We start from the raw sequence: 25,095 nt of genomic DNA, 5'->3' as shown, positions 1-25,095 counted from the left end.
CTAAGGTTAACCTTAGTAAGAGGATACAATCGTGGCTCGTAAAACTCCTATTGAGCGCTACCGCAACATCGGTATCTGTGCTCACGTAGATGCAGGAAAAACTACCACTACTGAGCGTATTCTGTTCTACACTGGCCTTTCTCACAAAATCGGCGAAGTTCACGATGGTGCTGCCACCATGGACTGGATGGAGCAAGAGCAAGAGCGTGGTATCACAATCACCTCCGCTGCGACTACCACCTTCTGGCGTGGTATGGAAGCTCAATTCGACGATCATCGCATCAACATCATTGACACCCCGGGACACGTTGACTTCACAATCGAAGTAGAGCGTTCTCTTCGTGTACTTGACGGTGCTGTCGTTGTGTTCTGTGGCTCCTCAGGTGTTGAACCTCAGTCTGAAACTGTATGGCGTCAAGCAGATAAATATCATGTTCCACGCATGGTGTTTGTTAACAAGATGGACCGTGCGGGTGCAGATTTCTTACGCGTTGTAGACCAAATTAAAAACCGTCTTGGTGCGAACCCGGTTCCTATCCAACTGAACATTGGTGCGGAAGACGAGTTCAAAGGTGTCATCGACCTTATCAAGATGAAATCCATCAACTGGAATGAAGCCGATCAAGGCATGACCTTCACTTACGAAGACATTCCAGCCGACATGTTAGAGCTTGCTGAAGAGTGGCGTACTCACCTGGTTGAGGCTGCGGCAGAAGCGAACGATGAGTTGATGGATAAATACCTTGAAGAAGGTGAGCTGAGCGAAGCTGAAATCAAGCAAGGCCTGCGCCTGCGTACACTAAATAACGAAATTGTACTGGCCACTTGTGGTAGTGCATTTAAGAACAAAGGTGTACAAGCCGTATTGGATGCTGTGGTTGAGTATCTGCCATCACCGACTGAAGTTCCTTCAATCAAAGGTATTGATGATGACGAGAAAGAAGTTGAGCGTCACGCTGACGACAGCGAACCTTTCTCGGCTCTGGCGTTTAAGATCGCAACCGACCCATTCGTGGGCACGCTGACCTTTATTCGTGTTTATTCTGGTGTTGTGAACTCAGGTGATGCTGTTTACAACTCAGTGAAACAGAAGAAAGAGCGTTTCGGTCGTATCGTTCAGATGCACTCCAACAAACGTGAAGAAATCAAAGAAGTTCGCGCTGGTGATATTGCTGCGGCAATCGGTCTGAAAGACGTAACCACAGGTGATACCCTGTGTGATCCGAATCATAAAGTGATTCTGGAGCGCATGGAATTCCCGACTCCGGTTATTCAGATCGCGGTAGAACCTCGTTCTAAAGCCGATCAGGAAAAAATGGGTATTGCGCTGGGTAAACTGGCTGCAGAAGACCCGTCATTCCGCGTGGAAACCGATGATGAAACCGGTCAGACTCTGATCTCGGGTATGGGTGAACTTCACCTCGACATCATCGTTGACCGCATGAAGCGTGAATTCAACGTAGACTGTAACGTGGGTAAACCTCAGGTTGCATACCGCGAAACCATTCTTGGTAAAGCGGAAGTGGAAGGTAAGTTTGTTCGTCAGTCAGGTGGTCGTGGTCAATATGGTCATGTCTGGCTGAAAGTCGAACCTTCCGAACCTGGCGAAGGCTTTGTCTTCGTCGACGAAATCGTGGGTGGTGCGATTCCTAAGGAATTCATCGGCCCGGTAGCGAAAGGTATCGAGGAACAAATGAACAACGGTGTGTTGGCCGGCTATCCAGTACTGGATGTTAAGGCAACACTTTACGATGGTTCATTCCACGATGTCGACTCGAGTGAGATGGCGTTTAAGATCGCCGGCTCCATGGCATTCAAGAAAGGTGCGCTTGCAGCGAATCCGGTTATTCTTGAGCCGATGATGAAAGTCGAAGTAACCACTCCGGAAGACTGGATGGGTGATGTAGTCGGTGACCTTAACCGTCGCCGCGGCATCATCGAAGGTATGGATGATGGCCCGGCGGGTCTGAAAATTATCCGTGCCCGCGTCCCACTGTCTGCGATGTTTGGTTACGCGACTGATTTGCGTTCTGCAACCCAAGGTCGTGCTTCTTACTCCATGGAGTTTAAAGAGTACGCCGAGGTGCCAAAAAACATTGCTGATGCAATTGTGGCAGAACGCGGTTAGTTGTTATTTGATTAATGACGTATCTATTGCGCTGACGGACGTTGGCGCATAAAATAGCAATTTCTGGCGCGCCCTGAGTGTACGTTACTCAAGGTGAATCATAACTAGGAAGGAACACGATCGTGTCTAAAGAAAAATTTGAACGTACGAAACCGCACGTAAACGTTGGTACTATCGGCCACGTTGACCACGGTAAAACAACTCTAACAGCAGCTATCTGTACTACACTGTCAAAAGTGTACGGTGGTTCAGCTCGTGACTTCGCGTCAATCGACAACGCTCCAGAAGAGCGTGAGCGTGGTATCACGATCTCTACTTCACACGTAGAGTACGACACTCCAACTCGTCACTACGCACACGTAGACTGCCCAGGACACGCTGACTATGTTAAAAACATGATCACCGGTGCTGCACAGATGGACGGTGGTATCCTAGTTGTTGCTGCGACAGATGGTCCAATGCCACAAACTCGTGAGCACATCCTGCTAGGCCGTCAGGTTGGTATCCCATACATCATCGTATTCATGAACAAATGTGACATGGTTGATGATGAAGAGCTGCTAGAACTAGTAGAAATGGAAGTTCGTGAACTTCTTTCTGAATACGATTTCCCAGGTGATGACCTACCAGTTATCCAAGGTTCTGCACTAGGCGCACTAAACGGCGAAGAGCAGTGGGAAGCGAAAATCGTTGAACTGGCAGAAGCACTGGACAACTACATCCCAGAGCCAGAGCGTGCAGTAGACATGCCGTTCCTGATGCCAATCGAAGACGTATTCTCAATCCAAGGTCGTGGTACAGTAGTAACTGGCCGTATCGAGCGCGGTATCCTGAAAGTAGGTGATGAAGTTGCGATCGTTGGTATCCACGACACAACAACTACTACTTGTACAGGTGTTGAAATGTTCCGTAAACTGCTAGACGAAGGTCGTGCAGGTGAGAACGTTGGTGCACTTCTACGTGGTACTAAGCGTGATGAAGTAGAACGTGGTCAAGTACTTGCTAAACCAGGTTCAATCACTCCACACACTAAGTTCGAATCAGAAGTATACGTACTGTCTAAAGATGAAGGTGGTCGTCACACTCCATTCTTCAAAGGCTACCGTCCACAGTTCTACTTCCGTACAACTGACGTAACTGGTAACATCGAGCTGCCAGAAGGCGTAGAAATGGTAATGCCAGGCGACAACATCAAGATGATTGTTGACCTGATCGCTCCAATCGCGATGGACGAAGGTCTACGTTTCGCGATTCGTGAAGGCGGCCGTACAGTAGGTGCTGGTGTTGTAGCTAAGATCTTCGCTTAATCGCGAAACTTAGTGCGCATATCGCATTAGAAAAGGGAAGCTTCGGCTTCCCTTTTTGCTTTTTATCGATCGAGTTTGAGCCTTATAGCCATTCGGTTATAAGAAAATTCCTGCCTTAGTTTTTCGTTCGAGATAACTTCTTTTCTAAAACAAAGTGTTACTAAGATAACTGTCATTATTGCGGCAGCTAACTATTTTTGCCCTCAAATTTCACCGGTTTTTTATAACTAATCGATCTTAGCTCGTGCCTGAAAATGGCTAGTAATAAGAATGATTCTCTTTTATATTGCGATTAATGATGAATGAGAGGTGAAGTATGTACGTTTGTTTGTGCCATGGTGTCTCTGACAAAAAGATTAAGAAGTTAGCCCTTGAACAGGGCGTCACGGATATTCGTGGAATCAAACGCTGTACCGCTCTCGGCTCTCAATGCGGAAAATGTGTGAGGCAGGCAAAAGAGATTCTCGGCGAAATTATTCCGGTTCAATACCAACAGGCCAGTTAGTATTAGTTAATACTTAACTTGCTGACTTTTTTGACACTCTCTCATTTGGTTCTACAGTTAAAAGAGCCAAAGAGGAGGGCTTTGTCATGAAAGGTGATCCAATCATCATCCAACACCTGAATAAAATTCTCGGCAATGAACTGGTTGCCATCAATCAATACTTTCTCCACGCCCGTATGTATAAAGACTGGGGCCTGAAACACCTCGCTGATAAGGAGTATCACGAGTCTATCGACGAGATGAAACACGCGGATCATCTGATTGAACGTATCTTATTTCTGGAAGGCATCCCCAACTTGCAGGATCTGGGTAAACTCATGATCGGCGAGGACACCAAAGAGATGCTCGAATGCGACCTGAAACTGGAAATGGCCGCGATACCGGACTTACGTGATGCGATTGCTTATGCAGAAGATATTCGTGATTACGTCTCCCGTGATCTGTTCCAGGATATTCTGGAAGACGAAGAAGAACATGTCGACTGGCTGGAAACCCAGCTTGGTCTGATTGAAATGACTGGCGTTGAAAACTATCTGCAAGCCCAGTTTGTCGATGAAGACTAACGGTTTATCTTTACAGGGTTTGGGCGCTGTCCCGGACCCTGAATTCCACACTGTGAGACCCACACTGTGAGACCCACACATTTCCCTTGCTAAAGCTGCTGTCTTTCTGTACTATCTCCGCTCCTAAATTCTCGGTCAATTTTCATTAGTTCCTTGCTTCCTCTGGACGACCGGGCCAACTCTGGAAGCTGAATAATCCGTAAGGAGCAATTCGATGCGTCATTACGAAATCGTATTCATGGTGCACCCTGATCAAAGCGAGCAAGTTGCTGGCATGATCGAGCGTTACACTGGTCTTATCACTGAAGCGAACGGTACTGTACACCGTCTGGAAGACTGGGGCCGCCGTCAACTGGCTTACCCAATCAACAAGCTTCACAAAGCTCACTACGTTCTGATGAACGTTGAAGCTGACCAAGCTGTTATCGATGAACTGGAAACTGCTTTCCGTTTCAACGACGCAGTTCTGCGTAACATGATCATGCGTACTAAAGCGCCTGTAACTGAAGCGTCTATCATGCTGAAAGCGAAAGAAGAGCGTGCTCCTCGTCGCGAAGATCGTGAAGAAGCTAAATCAGAAGCAGCTGAGTAATTTCCTTTATGACCAATCGAATGGAGTTGAGTGGCTCAGTCGCGAAACCTCCGATTCGAAGCAAGAGCCCGTCGGGTGTTGAACATTGCCGTTTCTGGCTTGAACATCGCTCTACAGTGCTTGAAGCCGACCTGCCGAGGCAAGTGTATTGCCGCATGCCAGTGGTGGTCAGCGGGCAAAGGTCAAAAGCGTTAACTCAACATTTAGTACAAGGCAGCACCATTCAGGTGAGCGGGTTTGTCGCTTACCAGACCGGCCGGAATGGCGTCGGTAAAGTGGTGCTTCATGCCGACAACATTATCCAAATTTAGATCAGGAGATAGCCCATGGCTCGTTTCTTCCGTCGTCGTAAATTCTGCCGTTTTACTGCAGAAGGCGTACAAGAGATTGATTACAAAGACGTAGCAACTCTTAAGAACTACATCACTGAAGCTGGTAAAATCGTACCTAGCCGTATCACTGGTACCAGTGCTAAGTACCAGCGTCAGCTAGCTCGTGCAATCAAACGTGCTCGCTACCTAGCTCTACTGCCATACACTGACAAACATCAGTAATTGGCACCGTTTATTAAGAAAGAGGATTAAGCAATGCAAGTTATTCTACTTGATAAAATCGGTAACCTAGGTGGTCTTGGCGATACAGTTAGCGTTAAATCTGGTTACGCTCGTAACTTCCTTATCCCACAAGGTAAGGCTGTAATGGCAACTAAAGCTAACGTTGAAATGTTTGAAGGCCGTCGTGCTGAACTTGAAGCGAAAGTTGCTGAGCAACTGGCTGCTGCACAAGCTCGTGCTGACCAAGTTGAAGCTCTGGAAGCGGTAGTTATCGCATCTAAAGCTGGTGACGAAGGTAAACTGTTCGGTTCTATCGGTACTCGTGACATCGCTGATGCAATCACTGCAGCAGGCGTTGCAGTTTCTAAGAGCGAAGTTCGCCTACCTGAAGGCGCTCTGCGCAACACTGGTGAATTCGAAGTTAGCGTTCAACTTCACTCTGAAGTTTTCGCAACTGTGAATCTGCAGGTTGTTGCTGAGTAATTTCAGCTGACAGACGAATTAAAAACACCAGCCTCGGCTGGTGTTTTTTTATGTCTGTAATCCGTGCTCCGGGCCTCAGAACCTCAGAACAGGAAGATCAGGTTGACCGACAACACGCTGTCGGCCTTGCTCAGTCCTTCCGGCACCTTGGTGTGATACTGGCGCGACTGGTTGATCTTGAGAGCGATATCTTCGGTGATGTTATTAATGACACTCAGCTCGGAATCGAGCCGAGTATTGCTTTCACCGTTGATAAGGTTCAGGTCTGCCGCCAGCTTAAGTGATTTGAATACCTGCCATTCCGCCTTGATGTTGCTGCGGAAGATAGGCTCCTTCACTTTATTCGGGAACACCACATCGTCACTGTCGATTTCATCCAGGTTCGGTTTTTGATAGCGGTAACCGGGGCCGGCTTCGAGCTCAATCAGCAGATCTTCGGTATTGGTCAGCTGATAACCCATACCGGCCGACCAGGTGTAATCGGTAAAGTAGGCACTGTAGCGTGAATCAATCCCTTTAAAGCTGCCGTACAGATAGGATTTCGGGCCTAACTTGTAGTCGGTCTGCAGCGCATAGTTGGACTGGCGTTTGTCCTCTTTACCATTTTTATTCAGCCGGTAAAAACGCCACTCACCGTTGGTCCGGTGACGCCCTTCGATATATTCACCTTTGATGCGGGTATTGAGCGACTCCGAATCGGTATTGCCGGTATGGGACTGGTAGCCAAATTCTACCTGGCTGGTCCAGTGGGAAGGCACCTGAATCTCGCTTTCACTCTCAGGTTCTTCCTGTGCGAATACACAGTAACTGGTCATCAGGCCAAGACTAAGAAGCCAAATTCTGGACACGCAGTACCTCAAAAAACGGGTGGATAAATTGCATAATAAGTTTGTCTCGTCGGGCGTGGGTCATGTGACCGTTAATTCTGTTTTCGCAGCCCATAAACTTTCTCTTGGGTGATTATAAATTGTGTATAATGGTCGGTCATTAAAGAGTTACCGAGTGAAGTCATGGCTGATCCCCGAACAGATAATCGAAACCGCAAATCTTCCGATGCCCAGGTGGAAGCGATCAAAGCACCGCCGCATTCCTTAGAAGCCGAGCAGTCCGTGATCGGCGGCTTATTGCTGGATAACGAACGTTGGGACACGGTCTCAGAGCGGGTTGTTACTCACGACTTTTACAGCCGGCCCCATCGCCTGATTTTCGATGGCGTGAAATCTATTCTGGAAGCGAGCAAACCTCTCGATCTGATCACGCTGTCCGAATTTCTTGAACAGCGTGAGCAGCTGGAAGATGTCGGTGGCTTTGCCTATTTGGCTGACCTGGCCAAGAATACGCCGAGTGCGGCCAACATTAATGCTTACGCCGAAATTGTCGCTGAACGCGCGCTGGTTCGCAACCTTATTGGTGTGGCGAATGAAATTGCTGATGCCGGTTATGATCCGCAGGGGCGCAGCTCGGAAGATCTGCTCGACCTGGCAGAGAGTAAAGTGTTTGCTATCGCTGAAGCGCGTACCAGTGAGAACGAAGGGCCACAGAATGTTGACAACATTCTGGAAAAGACCCTGGAGCGGATTGAGCTGTTGTACAAAACGCCACAGGATGGTGTGACCGGGGTCGATACCGGTTTTACCGACCTCAACAAGAAAACCGCCGGTCTGCAGGGCTCGGATCTCATCATTGTGGCGGCACGTCCGTCGATGGGTAAAACCACCTTCGCGATGAACTTGTGTGAAAACGCGGCCATGGAGCAGGAAAAGCCAGTATTGATCTTCTCGCTGGAGATGCCAGCCGAACAGATCATGATGCGTATGCTGGCTTCATTATCAAGGGTTGATCAAACCAAGATTCGTACCGGTCAGCTTGATGATGAGGATTGGGCACGTATTTCTTCTACCATGGGGATCCTAATGGAGAAGAAAAACATGTACATCGATGACAGCTCGGGTCTGACACCAACCGAAGTGCGTTCCCGTGCACGCCGTATTGCACGTGAACACGGCGGCTTGTCGCTTATCATGGTCGACTACCTGCAGCTGATGCGTGTACCGGCGCTGTCTGATAACCGGACACTGGAAATTGCTGAGATTTCACGCTCGCTGAAAGCGCTGGCCAAAGAGCTTAATGTACCTGTGGTCGCACTGTCACAGCTGAACCGCTCGCTCGAGCAACGGGCCGATAAACGTCCGGTTAACTCGGACTTGCGTGAATCCGGCTCAATCGAGCAGGATGCCGACTTGATCATGTTCATCTATCGCGATGAAGTGTATCACCCGGACAGCGCGCTGAAAGGCACCGCTGAAATCATCATCGGTAAGCAGCGTAACGGCCCTATCGGTTCGGTACGTCTCACCTTCCAGGGCCAGTATTCGCGCTTTGACAACTACGCGGGGCCGGCCTTTGACGATGATGAGTAAGGGTATGAGCTATACCCAGGCGGCCACCGCCCATATTAATCTGGCTGCGCTGCGCCATAACTTGCAGCGTATCCAGCAGCAGGCGCCGCACAGCCGCTTAATTGCAGTGGTGAAAGCCAATGGCTACGGTCATGGTTTATGCCCGGTTGCTGAGCATGCACAAGGAGCCGATGCGTTTGGCGTCGCCCGGATGGAAGAAGCGCTGCAGCTGCGCGCCAGTGGTGCCACCAAACCTATTTTGCTGCTGGAAGGGTTTTATCTGCCCGCCGATTTGCCATTACTGGCCGCACACAATATTCAGACTGCGCTGCACTGCGAAGAGCAGTTACAAGCGCTGGAAACTGCCACTCTGGATAAACCGGTCGTGGTGTGGCTCAAAATCGACAGCGGCATGCACCGCCTTGGCGTGCGCCCTGAACAGTGCGCGGGATTTATTGAGCGTCTGCAACGCTGTGCCAATGTGGCGCAACCGGTGCGCTTTATGAGCCATTTTGGCTGTGCCGATGAACTGGACAGCCCGGTTACTCACGAACAAATCAAACAGTTTCAGGCCGTCACTCTCGGTCTGCCGGGTGAGCGCTCGATGGCGGCTTCGGCCGGATTACTCGCCTGGCCACGCAGCCAGATGGACTGGGTTCGTCCGGGTATCATTATGTATGGTGTGTCGCCGTTTGCCGACCAGACCGGATCAGAGCTGGGTTACCAGCCGGTGATGACGATGAAATCGCGGCTGATCGCGGTGCGTGACGTCAAAGAGGGTGAAAGTGTCGGTTATGGCGGACACTGGACCGCGCTGCGCGATACCCGGATTGGTGTGATCGCTATGGGGTATGGCGATGGTTATCCGCGCATGGCACCAAACGGTACGCCGGTGCTGGTCAATGGCCGTATCGTGCCGTTGGCGGGGCGGGTGTCCATGGATATGCTGTGTGTTGACTTAGGCCCGCATGGCAGCGAGAAAGTCGGCGATGAAGCCATTTTATGGGGCGACGGCCTGCCGGTCGAGCATGTCGCGCGCCATGTCGGAACTCTCGGCTATGAGCTGGTCACTAAGCTGACCGCCCGGGTGGTGATGTCTTATAGCGAAGCAGGCCTTTAGGCCTGTTTTTTTATTGGCGCTCAATAGCTGAAGGCGCGATGACATTTTTCTCTGCACACCCTGGCTCTCCCTTATTCGCCCTGCAGCGTCGCAATCAGACGGCGCGGCCCACCATGATCCCTGTGCTCCCCGAGGTAAATGCCTTGCCATGTTCCTAAAGCTAACCGGCCGTTGCTGATTGGCAGCGTGATACTGGATCCGAGCAGGGATGCTTTGATGTGAGCCGGCATGTCGTCATCCCCTTCATAGGTATGCACGTAGTAGGCAGCCTGCTCCGGAACAAAGTGGTTAAAGTGCTGTTCCATATCGGAGCGTACGGTCGGATCGGCGTTTTCATTGATGGTCAGGCTGGCTGAGGTATGCTGGATAAACAGATGTAGTAAACCGACAGATAACTCACGCAACTGCGGCAATTGTTGTTCAATTTCATCAGTGATCAGATGAAAGCCGCGCGGGTATGCGCGTAGTTGAATTTTCTGTTGTGCCCACATAAGGGTCTCTCCATAATCTATTTGGCAAACGGTGCTAGAAACGCTATGGTGGCGCCACTTGATTGCAATACAATATTTAAATATCAGGCAATAGTTAAACACTAGGTAATAGTTAAACACTAGGTGTTTACGTGACTTAACTCAATGCGGGTAGCGCACAGCTGAGTCATAATTGTGCATTGAAAATTTATTACATTTTTAAGCGGCAATCCGCACCCAATTTTATCATTTTCTTTTTGCTCAATCGGGGATTCTGCATTCTTGGCGCCAGTGGCTAAGATTAGTGGAATAAAACCAAAGTAACATCGGGATAGATACCATGTTGAAAAATATCAATCCAACGCAAACACAAGCTTGGAAAGCACTGACTGCACACTTTGAATCTGCACAGGATATGGACCTCAAATCATTGTTCGCACAGGACAGTGAGCGTTTCGCCAACTACTCTACACGTTTTGGCGCTGACATTCTGGTTGACTACTCTAAGAACCTGGTCAACCAAGAGACTATGAAGCACTTGCTGGCTCTGGCAGAAGAGACAGACGTTAAAGGCGCGATTGAAGCCATGTTCAGCGGTGAAGCGCTCAACCAGACTGAAGGTCGTTCAGTGCTGCACACGGCACTGCGTAACCGCAGCAATAACCCGGTGATGTCTGGCGGTCAGGATGTCATGCCTGCAGTCAACGCTGTGCTGGAGAAAATGAAAGGTTTCTCTGAGCGCATCATCGGTGGTGAGTGGAAAGGCTTCACTGGCAAAGCCATCACTGACGTCGTGAACATCGGTATCGGTGGTTCGGATCTGGGGCCTTATATGGTGACAGAAGCGCTGACGCCATACAAAAATCATCTGACTATGCATTTTGTGTCGAACGTTGATGGTACTCACATCGCAGAAACACTGAAGAAAGTGAACCCGGAAACTACGCTGTTCCTGGTGGCATCGAAAACCTTCACCACTCAGGAAACCATGACTAACGCGCATTCAGCCCGTGACTGGTTCCTGGCGTCTGCCGGTGATGAAGCGCATGTTGCAAAACACTTTGCGGCACTGTCAACCAACGCTCAGGCTGTGGCAGAGTTTGGTATCGATACTGACAACATGTTTGAATTCTGGGACTGGGTGGGCGGTCGTTACTCACTATGGTCAGCGATTGGTCTGTCGATCATCCTGTCTATCGGCTACGACAACTTTGTTGAGCTGCTGAGCGGTGCGCATGAAATGGACCAACACTTTGTTGAGACTCCGTTTGAAAGCAATATTCCGGTTATCCTGGCGCTGATTGGCCTGTGGTACAACAATTTCCACGGCGCGGAATCAGAAGCAATTCTGCCATACGATCAGTACATGCACCGTTTCGCGGCTTACTTCCAGCAAGGTAACATGGAATCAAACGGTAAGTACGTTGACCGTAACGGCAACCCGGTGACTTACCAGACGGGGCCTATTATCTGGGGTGAACCAGGTACTAACGGCCAGCACGCGTTCTACCAGTTGATTCACCAGGGTACCAAACTGATTCCTTGTGACTTTATCGCGCCAGCGCAGACTCACAATGCCGTTAGCGACCATCATCAAAAACTGATGTCGAATTTCTTCGCTCAGACTGAAGCATTGGCATTTGGTAAGTCAGCTGAGACAGTGAAAGCTGAGCTGCTAAAAGCGGGCAAAACAGAGCAGGAAGCGGCAGAGCTGGTTCCATTCAAAGTGTTTGAAGGTAACCGTCCGACCAACTCGATTCTGGTCAAACAGATCAACCCGCGTACGCTGGGTAACCTGATTGCGATGTACGAGCACAAAATCTTCGTACAAGGCGTGATCTGGAATATCTTCACCTTTGACCAATGGGGGGTAGAACTGGGTAAACAACTGGCTAACCAAATCCTGCCGGAACTGGCAGACGATGCGGCAATCAGCTCACACGACAGTTCAACCAACGGTCTGATCAATGCGTTTAAAGCGTTTCGCGCTTAACCATTAATGCTTCGGGCCAAGTGCCCGAAGCATGCCGATTCAGAAACGACTCAGGTTCTGAAGTCACAGACACAAAAAAGCGGATGCCGGTGCATCCGCTTTTTCTATGTATGAATACCGCCAGGGATTATTCGAAACAGATCTCGATAAAAGCGTTACCCCACTGGGAAGCAAACGGCATGATGATGATGGAGCCTTCGCACTTGTGGCGAATGGTGTGACCACGGCCGGATACCACCACAGGCGTGGCCATATCAAAATCAAAGCCGCTTTCTGCCAGAATGCGTTTTGCACCACCGGTAACCATGTTGGTGATTTCACCCACCATATCGGTCACTTCTTCGTTCAACCCGTTTGGCCTTTCGCCCAGCATGTTCTGCATGATCTCCAGTGCCAGACTCTCATCGAAGGTGATCGACATTGAGCCACGAGTCTGCTGCCCGATCATGCCAATCAAACCGGACACATCACCGCGGGCGATCTCATCTTTTTTCAGACGAGGTTTCTGGGGCTTCAGCTCTAGTGAAGCCATCGTTTTTAAAACGTTCAACAAAGACGCTAAAAACGGGTTTACAAATTCAGCGCGCATAACCTTCTTCTATTGTTTCATTCTTATTTTGAGGAACACGATTGACACACGCCATGTGATTCAATCACATGATTATCAATCTTAAAGCCGTGTTTCTCCGCGTTGTCTGCCAGTAAGGCTATCAGACTATCATCTTGCAGTTCAATGACGTTGCCACACTGGTCACAAATCAACAGTTGCGAGAAATGCTTGTGGGCATTGCAGGAACAGCAGGAAATAAAACTGTTAGTGGATTCCACCCGATGAATGAAACCTTGCTCCATCAGAAAGTCCAGTGCCCGATAAACGGTTGGTGGTTTGGCTTGTGGTTCACTCTGTTTGAGGTCTTCCAGTAACTCATAGGCACTGGATGCCTTTTTGCTGGCACAAATCAGTTCAAAGACCCGTTTGCGCTGCGTTGTGAGCCTGACACCTCGTGCGGCACATATTTCTTCAATCTGTTGGGTAAGCTTAGTATCCAAATTTATCACCATAATTGCCGGACTGTAGTAATCATATACTATTTCCGAATGAAGATCGTTTCCTCATCAATAAAACCGGCTTTTTCAACCACTAACAAGGATATCTCGTCAGATAAGCGCTAACTTACCTTATTTGTTCACAAAACGATACCTCGAACAACGGTTGGCGAGATAAACAGAAGCGATTACAATGCCAAGCTTTGTTTTGGTCACCCGGTGACCGAATGCTTTAGACCGAAAACGGGGATGTTAGACCAATGACTCACTCATGCCGGCTGTCTGTGGCGCCAATGTTAGATTGGACCGATCGCCACTGCCGTTATTTCCATCGTTTGCTCTCATCGCAAACCTTACTTTATACCGAAATGGTAACCACAGGTGCGATCATCCATGGAAAGGGTGACTTTTTGGCCTACAACCAGGAAGAGCATCCGCTTGCCCTGCAGTTGGGCGGCTCTAACCCGGCGGATCTGGCGCGCTGTGCCAAACTGGCCGAAGAGCGCGGCTACGATGAGGTTAACCTCAATGTCGGTTGTCCGTCTGACCGGGTGCAGAACGGCCGCTTTGGTGCCTGCCTGATGGCTGAACCTGAGCTGGTTGCCGAATGTGTTGCAGCCATGAAAGCTGAGGTCAATATTCCGGTGACGGTGAAAACCCGCATCGGTATCGACGATCTCGACTCTTATGAATTCCTGACCCGCTTTGTGACTCTGGTTTCTGAGCAGGGCGGTTGTGAGCAGTTTACTATTCACGCCCGTAAGGCGTGGCTGAGTGGCCTGAGTCCGAAAGAGAACCGAGAGATCCCGCCGCTTGATTACCCGCGTGCTTACCAGCTTAAGCAGGATTTTCCGCATCTGACTATCGCTATCAATGGTGGCGTTAAGTCACTGCAGGAGGCGCAACTGCACCTCGAGCATCTGGACGGGGTGATGATTGGCCGCGAAGCGTATCAGAGTCCTTATATTCTGGCGGAAGTTGACCAGCAGCTCTTTGGCCTCGAACAGCCAGTCAAGAAGCGCTCTGAGATTGTGCACGAGATGTATCCGTACATTGAGCGGCAGTTGTCGCAGGGCGCGTATCTGGGCCACATCACCCGCCACATGTTGGGCCTGTTCCAGAGTATGCCGGGTGCCCGCCAGTGGCGTCGTCACATCAGTGAAAATGCGCACAAACCGGGCGCGGGCATTGAAGTGGTCGAGCAGGCGCTGGCCAAAATCCCATACCAGGATCTCGGTGTGTAAAATTCACCGCTAACTGGTATTTTTGACCAAATGACCAAGCCATGTGAGTTAACTCATGTGGCTTTTTTATTGCCTCACGGTTAGTTATCAGTGGGTTAGCCTGTTTGATTTTCTGGCCTGTAATCTGCAACACTTTCAGCATGAGAGTTGTACATTGTCAGTACAGCACATGATGGGTAACGCAAGAGGCGCAGAGAAGCATTATGATGGAATTGATTGTACTGACCGTATTTGTGGTCGGCTTACTGGTCAGCGGGCTGACCATGATGGGCGTGCTGGTGGCCGCTGGTGCGGCGGCAGTGACTATGCTGTTGCTTAGTGTGCTCGGCATCGCGCTTAAGTTATTGCCTTGGATCATTGTGATTGGTCTGGCGGTACTGGCCTACCGTTATTACTGCCGGGACACTGGCCGTAATGCGCAATACAGGAACTGGCGCCGCTGAGCAGAGCGTGGTCGTCATCAACCTTCTGTATCGGCCGATTCGCATTCTGATGGAAATCGTCCATGCTTAATAACGAAGGATCGGCAATATAGTGAGAATGGCGATGACTATCACGGAACTGAGAAACCTATACCGCGCAAAGATGCTGGTAGAAGCGATCATCGAGCCTTATTCAGATGAAGGAGAATGGATAGTGGAGTTCCGCCATCAGGAAGGCGGTTTCTTATTACTGACCGGCCCTAATGGTGAGGAGTGCCACTACGGCGACCTGGATCAAGCCTCCAAATCCGCCATGGCGGTCGGCTTTAAACAGGTAAGGGTGGAAGCCAGATAAGGGCACTTAAGTGCTAAGGGTGAAATTTTATCCTCCTTACTTCCAAAAAGTTATAAAACATGCTCATCTATTCTTTCTTGTTATTAAGAGGAGTGGTTAATCTATCGTCACGCAATGAATAAGGAAGTCGTGACAATGTCTTCAGGAAACACCATACCAAAAGAACTAGCTGGGTTGGCAAGCCCACTAAACGACTCGCAGCTCAACCAGCTGCAACAAACGATTTCACAACTCTCACCTCAGCAGATGGCTTGGGTGAGCGGTTATTTTTGGGGATTAAGCCAGACTCAGGGTGCTGTAGCTCCTCTGACTCAGGCCGCCGCACTGACGGCAGCAAAACCAGCTGGTAAGCTGAGCATCATCTATGCTTCGCAGACCGGTAACGCCAAAGGCGTCGCGGAACTGTTAGAACAGGAAGCGCAGGCAGCCGGTGTTGCGGTACAGCTGTTTGATGCCAGCGACTACAAAGGCAAAGATCTGGCGAAAGAAACGCACGTGATCTTTGTTGCCTCGACCAACGGCGAAGGCGAAGCACCAGACAACGCTCTGGAGCTGCATGAGTTCCTGCAATCGAAGAAAGCGCCAAAACTGCCAAATCTGCAGTACGGTGTGATTGGTCTGGGTGACTCCAGCTATGAATTCTTCTGCCAAACCGGTAAAGACTTTGATGCCTTCCTGGAAAAACTGGGTGCACAACGTTTCATCGACCGTGTTGACTGCGACGTGGATTACGATGCACCGGCAGCGGAATGGCGTGCTAAAGCACTGGAAGTGGTCAAAGAAGCGCTGGCAAACAGCCAGGCGGAAGTGGTTCAGCTTCCGGTTGGTCAGGCTGCTGGTCACCATTCTCAGTACAACAAACAAAATCCATACACAGCGACGCTGCTCACCAGCCAGAAAATTACTGGTCGTGATTCAGGCAAAGATGTCCGTCACATTGAAATTGATCTGGCGGAATCTGGCATGTCATATCAGCCGGGTGACGCACTGGGCGTGTGGTATGAAAACTGTCCTGAACTGGCCAATGCTGTACTGGCAGCGGCTGGTCTGTCTGGGGTCGAAAGTGTTGAAATCGATGGCGAAAGCTTGTCGGTGCACAGTGCTCTGGTCAGCAAATTTGAAATCACCACTTCTAACCCACAGTTTGTCACTAAATTTGCTGAACTGTCCGGCAGTGAAAAACTGCAGCAGCTGGTGGAAGACAAAGACAAGTTACGTGAGTACTCAGCCAACACCCAGATCCTGGATGTGCTGCTGGAGAAGAAAACCAAACTGTCGGCTGAGCAGCTGATCTCTCTGCTGCGTCGTCTGACTCCGCGTCTGTACTCAATCGCCTCCAGCCAGACTGAAGTGGATGAAGAAGTCCACCTGACCGTCGGTATCGTTGAGTACGATGTAGATGGCCAGCCTCGTCAGGGTGGCGCGTCAGGCTTCCTTGGTCAGCGTCTGGAAGAAGGCGAAGAAGTGAAAGTGTTCATTGAACACAACAATAACTTCAAACTGCCTCAGGATGACGCAACCCCGGTGATCATGATTGGTCCGGGGACCGGTATCGCGCCGTTCCGCAGTTTCGTCCAGGAACGTGATAACCGTGGCGCATCAGGTAAAAACTGGCTGTTCTTTGGTGATCGCACCTTTACTCAGGACTTCCTGTATCAGGTGGAATGGCAGAAATATCTCAAGTCTGGCGCTCTGCACCGTCTGGATGTGGCATTCAGCCGTGATCAGAATGAAAAAGTGTATGTACAGCATCGTGTTCTGGAACAGGCCAAGCAAGTATGGCAATGGCTGCAAGATGGCGCTTATGTCTACATCTGTGGTGATGCAACCCGTATGGCAAAAGATGTACACGAAGCTTTAGTCACAGTCGCTGAGCAACAAGGCGGTCTGTCACGTGAGAAAGCAGAAGAGTATTTCAACGACCTACGCAAAGCCAAACGTTACCAGAGAGATGTGTACTAATGAGCTACAAAATTGAAAACAACACTCAGGAAGTACTGGGCGAAGTACTGGGCCAACTTTCTGACAACGAGCGTCTGAAACGCGAGAGTAATTTCCTGCGTGGCACCATTGAAGCGGACCTGCAGGATCGCATCACCGGTGGTTTCACTGCAGATAACTTCCAGCTGATCCGTTTCCACGGTATGTACCAGCAGGATGACCGTGATATTCGTAACGAACGTGCCAAACAGAAACTGGAACCACTGCATAACGTGATGCTGCGTGCCCGTATGCCGGGCGGCATCATCCAGCCGAAGCAATGGCTGGCGATCGACAAGTTTGCCACTGAGCACACTATGTACGGCAGCATCCGTCTGACCACCCGTCAGACCTTCCAGTTCCACGGTGTACTAAAGCCAAACATTAAGCTGATGCACCAGACGCTGAACAGCATTGGTATCGATTCAATCGCAACCGCGGGTGACGTAAACCGTAACGTACTATGTACTTCAAACCCGGTAGAGTCTGAACTGCATCAGGAAGCGTACGAGTGGGCGAAGAAAATCAGTGAGCATCTGCTGCCGAAAACCCGCGCTTACGCAGAAATCTGGCTGGATGGCGAGAAAGTTGAAACCACAGATGAAGAACCAATCCTGGGTAGCAACTACTTACCACGTAAATTCAAAACCACAGTGGTTATCCCGCCGCACAACGACATCGACGTGCATGCCAACGATCTGAACTTCGTTGCGATTGCCGATAACGGCAAACTGGTTGGTTTTAACGTGCTGGTGGGTGGTGGCCTGGCAATGACGCATGGTGATACATCGACTTACCCGCGTCGTGCTGATGACTTTGGCTTTATCCCGCTGGATAAAACTCTGGATGTCGCAGCAGCCGTTGTTACCACTCAGCGTGACTGGGGTAACCGTTCTAACCGTAAGAACGCGAAAACCAAATACACTCTGGACCGCGTTGGTGTGGATGTATTTAAAGCCGAAGTGGAAAAACGTGCTGGGGTAACATTCGCTGACAGCCGTCCATATGAGTTCACCGACCGTGGTGACCGTATTGGTTGGGTTGAAGGTATTGATGGGAAACATCACCTGGCGCTGTTTATCGAAAACGGCCGTCTGCTCGATTATCCGGGTAAACCGCTCAAAACCGGTGTCGCTGAAATCGCGAAGATTCACCAGGGCGATTTCCGTATGACCGCAAACCAGAACCTGATTATTGCGGGTGTTCCGGCAGAGCAGAAAGCGGAAATCGAAGCCATTGCGGTAGCGCATGGCCTGATGGACAGCACTGTCAGCGAGCAGCGTAAGAACTCAATGGCGTGTGTGGCATTCCCGACGTGTCCGCTGGCGATGGCAGAAGCAGAACGTTTCCTGCCTGGCTTCGTGACGGATGTGGAAGGCATTCTGGAAAAACACCAACTGCCAAAAGAAGACAACATTATTCTGCGAGTTACGGGTTGTCCGAATGGTTGTGGCCGAGCCATGCTGGCTGAAATCGGTCTGGTAGGTAAAGCACCAGGTCGTTACAACCTGCACCTTGGCGGTAACCGCGCGGGTACCCGTGTTCCTAAAATGTATAAAGAGAACATCACTGATAAACAAATCCTGGAAGAGATCGATCAACTGGTAGGACGCTGGGCAACTGAGCGTCAGGATGGCGAAGCCTTTGGTGACTTCACTATTCGTACCGGTATTATCCAGGAAGTGGTGGTCTCCAAGAGGGATTTTTATGCCTGAGACCGTAACTACTCCGAATCTGACGGAGTTGTTAACCCTGACTAAGGTGCAGCAAACGCTGCACCTGGCAGAGATTAACGCTTATCTGGAAACATTAACTGCTCAGGACCGCGTTGCGTGGGCACTGGATAACCTGCAGGGAACCCATGCGGTTTCTTCCAGTTTTGGTATCCAGGCTGCTGTGATGCTGCACCTGGTAACTTCGGTGAAGAAAGATGTCCCGGTTGTTTTGACCGATACCGGCTATCTGTTTCCTGAGACGTATCAGTTTATTGACCAGTTGACTGAGCGCCTGGGCCTGAACCTGAAAATTTACTCGGCCGAATTATCGCCTGCATGGCAGGAAGCGCGCTTTGGTAAATTATGGGAACAAGGCGTGACCGGCATTGAACAGTACAACAAACTGAACAAAGTCGAGCCAATGCGCCGAGCTCTGAACGAGTTGGAAGTGGGGACCTGGTTCTCTGGTCTGCGTCGTGAACAATCTAAGTCACGTGCAACCTTGCCTATTCTTGCCATCCAAAATGGTGTGTTTAAGTTCTTACCGGTCATCGACTGGACTAATAAAGACGTGCACTACTATTTAGAGGAACACAACCTGCCATACCATCCGTTATGGGAGCAGGGGTACCTTTCAGTGGGTGATACCCATACCACACGTAAGTGGGAACCGGGTATGAGTGAAGAAGAAACCCGTTTCTTTGGTTTGAAACGAGAGTGTGGTCTTCACGAAGATACACCACCTGAACAGGATGGTTCGGGTATTTAATCCGAAACAGATAAAAAAAGCCGCGTCAGCGGCTTTTTTTATCTTAGTTGTTTTGTCTTTTCTGCCTGGTTTACCTCCCATAAAGGTATAACTCTGTGGATAAGTTGTTGCCAAGTTTGGGGTAAAAATGGATAAATAAGGCTTTGAGTGTTAAATCGCCACTTAAGCGTTATTTTTGCATTTTTTTGAAATATCGCTTGCCAACGGGAAGCAACTCTCTATAATGCCGCCTCACTGACACGGCAGACGCCGCAAGGCTTCAGCGCTGGTCAGTGAGGTGAAAAGCTTCTGAGAAATAAATTTGAAAAAGTGTTTGACTCTTCAAATTAACTCGCTAGAATGCACCTCCGCTTTGAGAAGAAAGTTTCGAAAGGCAACGCTCTTTAACAATATAAACCTATCAATCTGTGTGGGCACTCGTTGATGATAATCGAAGATGATTCTAAAGAATCAACTTAGGTATCAATGAACTGAGTGACCAATTTGAATGAGCAATCATTCGAGCACAGTCAATTCATTACCATTCTGTTGGAATGGTAATAGCTTTGAATTACTAAGGTAATTTGAAGTCAGTATTCATTGAGCCGAACAAAATCTTAAATTGAAGAGTTTGATCATGGCTCAGATTGAACGCTGGCGGCAGGCCTAACACATGCAAGTCGAGCGGCAGCGACTTAACTGAACCTTCGGGGAACGTTAAGGGCGGCGAGCGGCGGACGGGTGAGTAATGCCTGGGAAATTGCCCTGATGTGGGGGATAACCATTGGAAACGATGGCTAATACCGCATGATGCCTTCGGGCCAAAGAGGGGGACCTTCGGGCCTCTCGCGTCAGGATATGCCCAGGTGGGATTAGCTAGTTGGTGAGGTAAGGGCTCACCAAGGCGACGATCCCTAGCTGGTCTGAGAGGATGATCAGCCACACTGGAACTGAGACACGGTCCAGACTCCTACGGGAGGCAGCAGTGGGGAATATTGCACAATGGGCGCAAGCCTGATGCAGCCATGCCGCGTGTATGAAGAAGGCCTTCGGGTTGTAAAGTACTTTCAGCAGTGAGGAAGGCGGATGTGTTAATAGCGCATTCGTTTGACGTTAGCTGCAGAAGAAGCACCGGCTAACTCCGTGCCAGCAGCCGCGGTAATACGGAGGGTGCGAGCGTTAATCGGAATTACTGGGCGTAAAGCGCATGCAGGTGGTTTGTTAAGTCAGATGTGAAAGCCCGGGGCTCAACCTCGGAATTGCATTTGAAACTGGCAGGCTAGAGTACTGTAGAGGGGGGTAGAATTTCAGGTGTAGCGGTGAAATGCGTAGAGATCTGAAGGAATACCGGTGGCGAAGGCGGCCCCCTGGACAGATACTGACACTCAGATGCGAAAGCGTGGGGAGCAAACAGGATTAGATACCCTGGTAGTCCACGCCGTCAACGATGTCTACTTGGAGGTTGTGGCCTTGAGCCGTGGCTTTCGGAGCTAACGCGTTAAGTAGACCGCCTGGGGAGTACGGTCGCAAGATTAAAACTCAAATGAATTGACGGGGGCCCGCACAAGCGGTGGAGCATGTGGTTTAATTCGATGCAACGCGAAGAACCTTACCTACTCTTGACATCCTCAGAAGAGACTGGAGACAGTCTTGTGCCTTCGGGAACTGAGAGACAGGTGCTGCATGGCTGTCGTCAGCTCGTGTTGTGAAATGTTGGGTTAAGTCCCGCAACGAGCGCAACCCTTATCCTTGTTTGCCAGCGAGTCATGTCGGGAACTCCAGGGAGACTGCCGGTGATAAACCGGAGGAAGGTGGGGACGACGTCAAGTCATCATGGCCCTTACGAGTAGGGCTACACACGTGCTACAATGGCGCATACAGAGGGCGGCCAACTCGCGAGAGTGAGCGAATCCCAAAAAGTGCGTCGTAGTCCGGATTGGAGTCTGCAACTCGACTCCATGAAGTCGGAATCGCTAGTAATCGTGGATCAGAATGCCACGGTGAATACGTTCCCGGGCCTTGTACACACCGCCCGTCACACCATGGGAGTGGGCTGCAAAAGAAGCAGGTAGTTTAACCTTCGGGAGGACGCTTGCCACTTTGTGGTTCATGACTGGGGTGAAGTCGTAACAAGGTAGCGCTAGGGGAACCTGGCGCTGGATCACCTCCTTATACGAATGATTATTGCGATGAGTGTTCACACAGATTGATGGTTTTGAAGCGTAATGCTTCGGGCTGTTATTGCTCTTTAACAATTTGGAAAGCTGACAAAATAATCTTTTGTTTATTCGTAAACGAAATATTATTTGTAAAGTTCTCAATGTATTCCTTAATGGAATACACCAACAACACATTCAAGTGTGCTTGGTAGAAACTTGTTTAACAAGTTTCAAAATTGAGTCCGGCAAAATCGACATGTCTCTCGCTCATTCAAATAATGAGAGACAACGAAACCTTGGTGACTTGGTTCATCAACTCGAAACTCCTTCGGGTTGTATGGTTAAGTGACTAAGCGTACACGGTGGATGCCTTGGCAGTCAGAGGCGATGAAGGACGTACTAACTTGCGATAAGCGTAGATGAGGCAGTAAGAGCCACTTGAGTCTACGATTTCCGAATGGGGGAAACCCACCTGCATAAGCAGGTATCATTAACTGAATACATAGGTTAATGAGGCGAACCGGGGGAACTGAAACATCTAAGTACCCCGAGGAAAAGAAATCAATTGAGATTCCGAAAGTAGCGGCGAGCGAAATTGGATTAGCCCTTAAGCTTTATATGCGTCAGGTGAAGGTTCTGGAAAGGACCGCGAAACAGGGTGATAGCCCCGTAGCCGACAGCGTATGTTCAGTGAAATCGAGTAGGGCGGGACACGTGTTATCCTGTCTGAACATGGGGGGACCATCCTCCAAGGCTAAATACTCCTGACTGACCGATAGTGAACCAGTACCGTGAGGGAAAGGCGAAAAGAACCCCTGTGAGGGGAGTGAAATAGAACCTGAAACCGTGTACGTACAAGCAGTAGGAGCACCTTCGTGGTGTGACTGCGTACCTTTTGTATAATGGGTCAGCGACTTATATTCAGTGGCAAGGTTAACCATTTAGGGGAGCCGTAGGGAAACCGAGTCTTAACTGGGCGTTCAGTCTCTGGATATAGACCCGAAACCGAGTGATCTAGCCATGGGCAGGTTGAAGATTGAGTAACATCAATTGGAGGACCGAACCGACTAATGTTGAAAAATTAGCGGATGACTTGTGGCTAGGGGTGAAAGGCCAATCAAACTCGGAGATAGCTGGTTCTCCCCGAAAGCTATTTAGGTAGCGCCTCGGACGAATACTACTGGGGGTAGAGCACTGTTAAGGCTAGGGGGTCATCCCGACTTACCAACCCTTTGCAAACTCCGAATACCAGTAAGTACTATCCGGGAGACACACGGCGGGTGCTAACGTCCGTCGTGGAGAGGGAAACAACCCAGACCGCCAGCTAAGGTCCCAAATTACAGCTAAGTGGGAAACGATGTGGGAAGGCTCAGACAGCTAGGATGTTGGCTTAGAAGCAGCCATCATTTAAAGAAAGCGTAATAGCTCACTAGTCGAGTCGGCCTGCGCGGAAGATGTAACGGGGCTAAGCTGTAAACCGAAGCTGCGGCAATGCGATTTATCGTATTGGGTAGGGGAGCGTTCTGTAAGCCGTTGAAGGTGTGCTGTAAGGCATGCTGGAGGTATCAGAAGTGCGAATGCTGACATGAGTAACGATAAAGGGGGTGAAAAACCTCCTCGCCGGAAGACCAAGGGTTCCTGTCCAACGTTAATCGGGGCAGGGTAAGTCGACCCCTAAGGCGAGGCCGAAAGGCGTAGTCGATGGGAAACGGGTTAATATTCCCGTACTTCTTACAATTGCGATGGGGGGACGGAGAAGGCTAGGTGGGCCTGGCGACGGTTGTCCAGGTTCAAGTGCGTAGGCTTGAGGGTTAGGTAAATCCGGCTCTCTCTAAGGCTGAGACACGACGTCGAGTCACTACGGTGATGAAGTCATTGATGCCATGCTTCCAGGAAAAGCCTCTAAGCTTCAGATTGTAAGGAATCGTACCCCCAAACCGACACAGGTGGTCGGGTAGAGAATACCAAGGCGCTTGAGAGAACTCGGGTGAAGGAACTAGGCAAAATGGTACCGTAACTTCGGGAGAAGGTACGCTTCTGACGGTGAAGTCCCTTGCGGATGGAGCTATTGGAAGTCGCAGATACCAGGTGGCTGCAACTGTTTATTAAAAACACAGCACTGTGCAAAATCGTAAGATGACGTATACGGTGTGACGCCTGCCCGGTGCCGGAAGGTTAATTGATGGGGTTAGACTTCGGTCGACGCTCTTGATCGAAGCCCCGGTAAACGGCGGCCGTAACTATAACGGTCCTAAGGTAGCGAAATTCCTTGTCGGGTAAGTTCCGACCTGCACGAATGGCGTAATGATGGCCACGCTGTCTCCACCCGAGACTCAGTGAAATTGAAATCGCTGTGAAGATGCAGTGTACCCGCGGCTAGACGGAAAGACCCCGTGAACCTTTACTACAGCTTGGCACTGAACATTGAACCTACATGTGTAGGATAGGTGGGAGGCTTTGAAGACGTGACGCCAGTTGCGTTGGAGCCGTCCTTGAAATACCACCCTTGTATGTTTGATGTTCTAACTCTGGACCGTTATCCGGTTCGAGGACAGTGCCTGGTGGGTAGTTTGACTGGGGCGGTCTCCTCCCAAAGAGTAACGGAGGAGCACGAAGGTGGGCTAATCACGGTTGGACATCGTGAGGTTAGTGCAATGGCATAAGCCCGCTTGACTGCGAGAATGACAATTCGAGCAGGTGCGAAAGCAGGTCATAGTGATCCGGTGGTTCTGAATGGAAGGGCCATCGCTCAACGGATAAAAGGTACTCCGGGGATAACAGGCTGATACCGCCCAAGAGTTCATATCGACGGCGGTGTTTGGCACCTCGATGTCGGCTCATCACATCCTGGGGCTGAAGTCGGTCCCAAGGGTATGGCTGTTCGCCATTTAAAGTGGTACGCGAGCTGGGTTTAGAACGTCGTGAGACAGTTCGGTCCCTATCTGCCGTGGGCGTTGGAAGATTGAAGGGGGCTGCTCCTAGTACGAGAGGACCGGAGTGGACGAACCTCTGGTGTTCGGGTTGTGTCGCCAGACGCATTGCCCGGTAGCTAAGTTCGGAATCGATAACCGCTGAAAGCATCTAAGCGGGAAGCGAGCCCTGAGATGAGTCTTCCCTGATACTTTAAGTGTCCTAAAGGGTTGTTCGAGACTAGAACGTTGATAGGCAGGGTGTGTAAGCGTTGTGAGGCGTTGAGCTAACCTGTACTAATTGCCCGTGAGGCTTAACCATACAACACCCAAGGGGTTTTGATGGACTCAATGACCAGTACATTGAATGTGTGATGAGAACGAAAACAGCTTTCCAATCTT

21 protein-coding genes and 2 rRNA genes are annotated in these 25,095 nt (G+C 50.0%); 19 read left to right on the top strand and 4 right to left on the bottom strand.

Annotated elements, in window-relative coordinates:
* Nucleotides 1-31 precede the first annotated feature (31 nt).
* From fusA to rplI, 8 genes are all read left to right on the top strand, one after another.
* The gene (gene fusA, locus KNV97_RS17245) at nucleotides 32-2,128 is read left to right on the top strand and encodes an elongation factor G (RefSeq protein WP_136487918.1); all 2,097 of its coding nucleotides are present in this window, start codon (nucleotides 32-34) and stop codon (nucleotides 2,126-2,128) included.
* A 122-nt stretch (nucleotides 2,129-2,250) separates the two neighbouring features.
* Nucleotides 2,251-3,435 carry an elongation factor Tu gene (gene tuf, locus KNV97_RS17240; protein WP_218562431.1) on the top strand — a complete coding sequence of 395 codons (1,185 nt, stop codon included), beginning with the start codon at nucleotides 2,251-2,253 and terminating at the stop codon, nucleotides 3,433-3,435.
* 316 nt (nucleotides 3,436-3,751) lie between these two features.
* Nucleotides 3,752-3,940: a (2Fe-2S)-binding protein gene (locus tag KNV97_RS17235; protein ID WP_136487920.1), complete on the top strand. Its 189-nt coding sequence runs from the start codon at nucleotides 3,752-3,754 to the stop codon at nucleotides 3,938-3,940.
* 86 nt (nucleotides 3,941-4,026) lie between these two features.
* A complete protein-coding gene (bfr, locus tag KNV97_RS17230; RefSeq protein ID WP_218562430.1) occupies nucleotides 4,027-4,503 on the top strand; it encodes a bacterioferritin in 477 nt (158 codons plus the stop codon).
* A gap of 214 nt (nucleotides 4,504-4,717) precedes the next feature.
* Complete coding sequence (gene rpsF, locus KNV97_RS17225) at nucleotides 4,718-5,095, top strand: 30S ribosomal protein S6 (protein ID WP_136487922.1); 378 nt, start codon at nucleotides 4,718-4,720, stop codon at nucleotides 5,093-5,095.
* An 8-nt stretch (nucleotides 5,096-5,103) separates the two neighbouring features.
* Nucleotides 5,104-5,406, top strand: a complete 303-nt coding sequence (priB, locus tag KNV97_RS17220) for a primosomal replication protein N (protein WP_136487923.1) — start codon at nucleotides 5,104-5,106, stop codon at nucleotides 5,404-5,406.
* A 15-nt stretch (nucleotides 5,407-5,421) separates the two neighbouring features.
* Nucleotides 5,422-5,649 (top strand): 30S ribosomal protein S18, encoded by a 228-nt coding sequence (gene rpsR, locus KNV97_RS17215; RefSeq protein WP_000090471.1) that lies wholly within the window; start codon nucleotides 5,422-5,424, stop codon nucleotides 5,647-5,649.
* A 33-nt stretch (nucleotides 5,650-5,682) separates the two neighbouring features.
* On the top strand, nucleotides 5,683-6,132 hold the full coding sequence (gene rplI, locus KNV97_RS17210) for a 50S ribosomal protein L9 (protein WP_136487924.1): 450 nt from the start codon (nucleotides 5,683-5,685) through the stop codon (nucleotides 6,130-6,132).
* An 83-nt stretch (nucleotides 6,133-6,215) separates the two neighbouring features.
* Here the strand turns inward: rplI and KNV97_RS17205 are convergent, their stop codons facing one another.
* Nucleotides 6,216-6,980: a DUF481 domain-containing protein gene (locus tag KNV97_RS17205; RefSeq protein ID WP_136487925.1), complete on the bottom strand. Its 765-nt coding sequence runs from the start codon at nucleotides 6,978-6,980 to the stop codon at nucleotides 6,216-6,218.
* 162 nt (nucleotides 6,981-7,142) lie between these two features.
* On the opposite strand from KNV97_RS17205, the gene KNV97_RS17200 reads away from it, so the two are divergent.
* Together KNV97_RS17200 and alr are read left to right on the top strand one after the other, a co-directional pair.
* On the top strand, nucleotides 7,143-8,552 hold the full coding sequence (locus KNV97_RS17200) for a replicative DNA helicase (protein ID WP_136487926.1): 1,410 nt from the start codon (nucleotides 7,143-7,145) through the stop codon (nucleotides 8,550-8,552).
* Between the two features lie 4 nt (nucleotides 8,553-8,556).
* The gene (alr, locus tag KNV97_RS17195; protein ID WP_218562429.1) at nucleotides 8,557-9,651 is read left to right on the top strand and encodes an alanine racemase; all 1,095 of its coding nucleotides are present in this window, start codon (nucleotides 8,557-8,559) and stop codon (nucleotides 9,649-9,651) included.
* 71 nt (nucleotides 9,652-9,722) lie between these two features.
* Here the strand turns inward: alr and KNV97_RS17190 are convergent, their stop codons facing one another.
* The gene (locus KNV97_RS17190; protein WP_218562428.1) at nucleotides 9,723-10,142 is read right to left on the bottom strand and encodes a secondary thiamine-phosphate synthase enzyme YjbQ; all 420 of its coding nucleotides are present in this window, start codon (nucleotides 10,140-10,142) and stop codon (nucleotides 9,723-9,725) included.
* 319 nt (nucleotides 10,143-10,461) lie between these two features.
* On the opposite strand from KNV97_RS17190, the gene pgi reads away from it, so the two are divergent.
* Nucleotides 10,462-12,114, top strand: coding sequence for a glucose-6-phosphate isomerase (pgi, locus tag KNV97_RS17185; protein WP_218562427.1), 1,653 nt, complete (start codon nucleotides 10,462-10,464; stop codon nucleotides 12,112-12,114).
* Nucleotides 12,115-12,241: 127 nt separating this feature from the next.
* Here pgi and KNV97_RS17180 read toward each other — a convergent pair whose 3' ends face one another.
* Nucleotides 12,242-12,703 (bottom strand): chemotaxis protein CheX, encoded by a 462-nt coding sequence (locus tag KNV97_RS17180; RefSeq protein WP_136487930.1) that lies wholly within the window; start codon nucleotides 12,701-12,703, stop codon nucleotides 12,242-12,244.
* 23 nt (nucleotides 12,704-12,726) lie between these two features.
* Nucleotides 12,727-13,176: a zinc uptake transcriptional repressor Zur gene (zur, locus tag KNV97_RS17175; protein ID WP_168797075.1), complete on the bottom strand. Its 450-nt coding sequence runs from the start codon at nucleotides 13,174-13,176 to the stop codon at nucleotides 12,727-12,729.
* A 245-nt stretch (nucleotides 13,177-13,421) separates the two neighbouring features.
* Between zur and dusA the strand changes: the two genes are divergently transcribed.
* The 8 genes from dusA to KNV97_RS17135 all read left to right on the top strand — a co-directional run bounded on the left by dusA (nucleotide 13,422) and on the right by KNV97_RS17135 (nucleotide 25,015).
* Nucleotides 13,422-14,405 carry a tRNA dihydrouridine(20/20a) synthase DusA gene (gene dusA / locus KNV97_RS17170; protein WP_136487932.1) on the top strand — a complete coding sequence of 328 codons (984 nt, stop codon included), beginning with the start codon at nucleotides 13,422-13,424 and terminating at the stop codon, nucleotides 14,403-14,405.
* A gap of 203 nt (nucleotides 14,406-14,608) precedes the next feature.
* Nucleotides 14,609-14,848 (top strand): envelope stress response protein PspG, encoded by a 240-nt coding sequence (locus tag KNV97_RS17165; protein ID WP_136487933.1) that lies wholly within the window; start codon nucleotides 14,609-14,611, stop codon nucleotides 14,846-14,848.
* A 103-nt stretch (nucleotides 14,849-14,951) separates the two neighbouring features.
* Nucleotides 14,952-15,182 carry a hypothetical protein gene (locus KNV97_RS17160; protein ID WP_136487934.1) on the top strand — a complete coding sequence of 77 codons (231 nt, stop codon included), beginning with the start codon at nucleotides 14,952-14,954 and terminating at the stop codon, nucleotides 15,180-15,182.
* 114 nt (nucleotides 15,183-15,296) lie between these two features.
* Complete coding sequence (locus KNV97_RS17155; protein ID WP_218562426.1) at nucleotides 15,297-17,144, top strand: assimilatory sulfite reductase (NADPH) flavoprotein subunit; 1,848 nt, start codon at nucleotides 15,297-15,299, stop codon at nucleotides 17,142-17,144.
* Nucleotides 17,144-18,877 carry an assimilatory sulfite reductase (NADPH) hemoprotein subunit gene (gene cysI, locus KNV97_RS17150; protein ID WP_218562425.1) on the top strand — a complete coding sequence of 578 codons (1,734 nt, stop codon included), beginning with the start codon at nucleotides 17,144-17,146 and terminating at the stop codon, nucleotides 18,875-18,877. Before KNV97_RS17155 ends, cysI begins: the two co-directional genes overlap by 1 nt.
* On the top strand, nucleotides 18,870-19,646 hold the full coding sequence (locus KNV97_RS17145) for a phosphoadenylyl-sulfate reductase (protein WP_136487937.1): 777 nt from the start codon (nucleotides 18,870-18,872) through the stop codon (nucleotides 19,644-19,646). Before cysI ends, KNV97_RS17145 begins: the two co-directional genes overlap by 8 nt.
* Nucleotides 19,647-20,244: 598 nt before the next feature.
* Nucleotides 20,245-21,797, top strand: a 16S ribosomal RNA gene (locus tag KNV97_RS17140).
* Nucleotides 21,798-22,123: 326 nt separating this feature from the next.
* Nucleotides 22,124-25,015: ribosomal RNA gene (locus KNV97_RS17135) — 23S ribosomal RNA — on the top strand.
* Together the 16S and 23S rRNA genes form the textbook arrangement of a ribosomal RNA operon.
* The last annotated feature ends 80 nt before the right edge of the window (nucleotides 25,016-25,095 follow it).

It is taken from the genome of Vibrio ostreae (genome assembly GCF_019226825.1).
GTDB classification, from domain to species: Bacteria; Pseudomonadota; Gammaproteobacteria; order Enterobacterales; family Vibrionaceae; genus Vibrio; species Vibrio ostreae.
The sequence above is the reverse complement of the archived record's forward strand: the minus strand, read 5'-3'. Positions and strand labels throughout refer to the sequence as shown.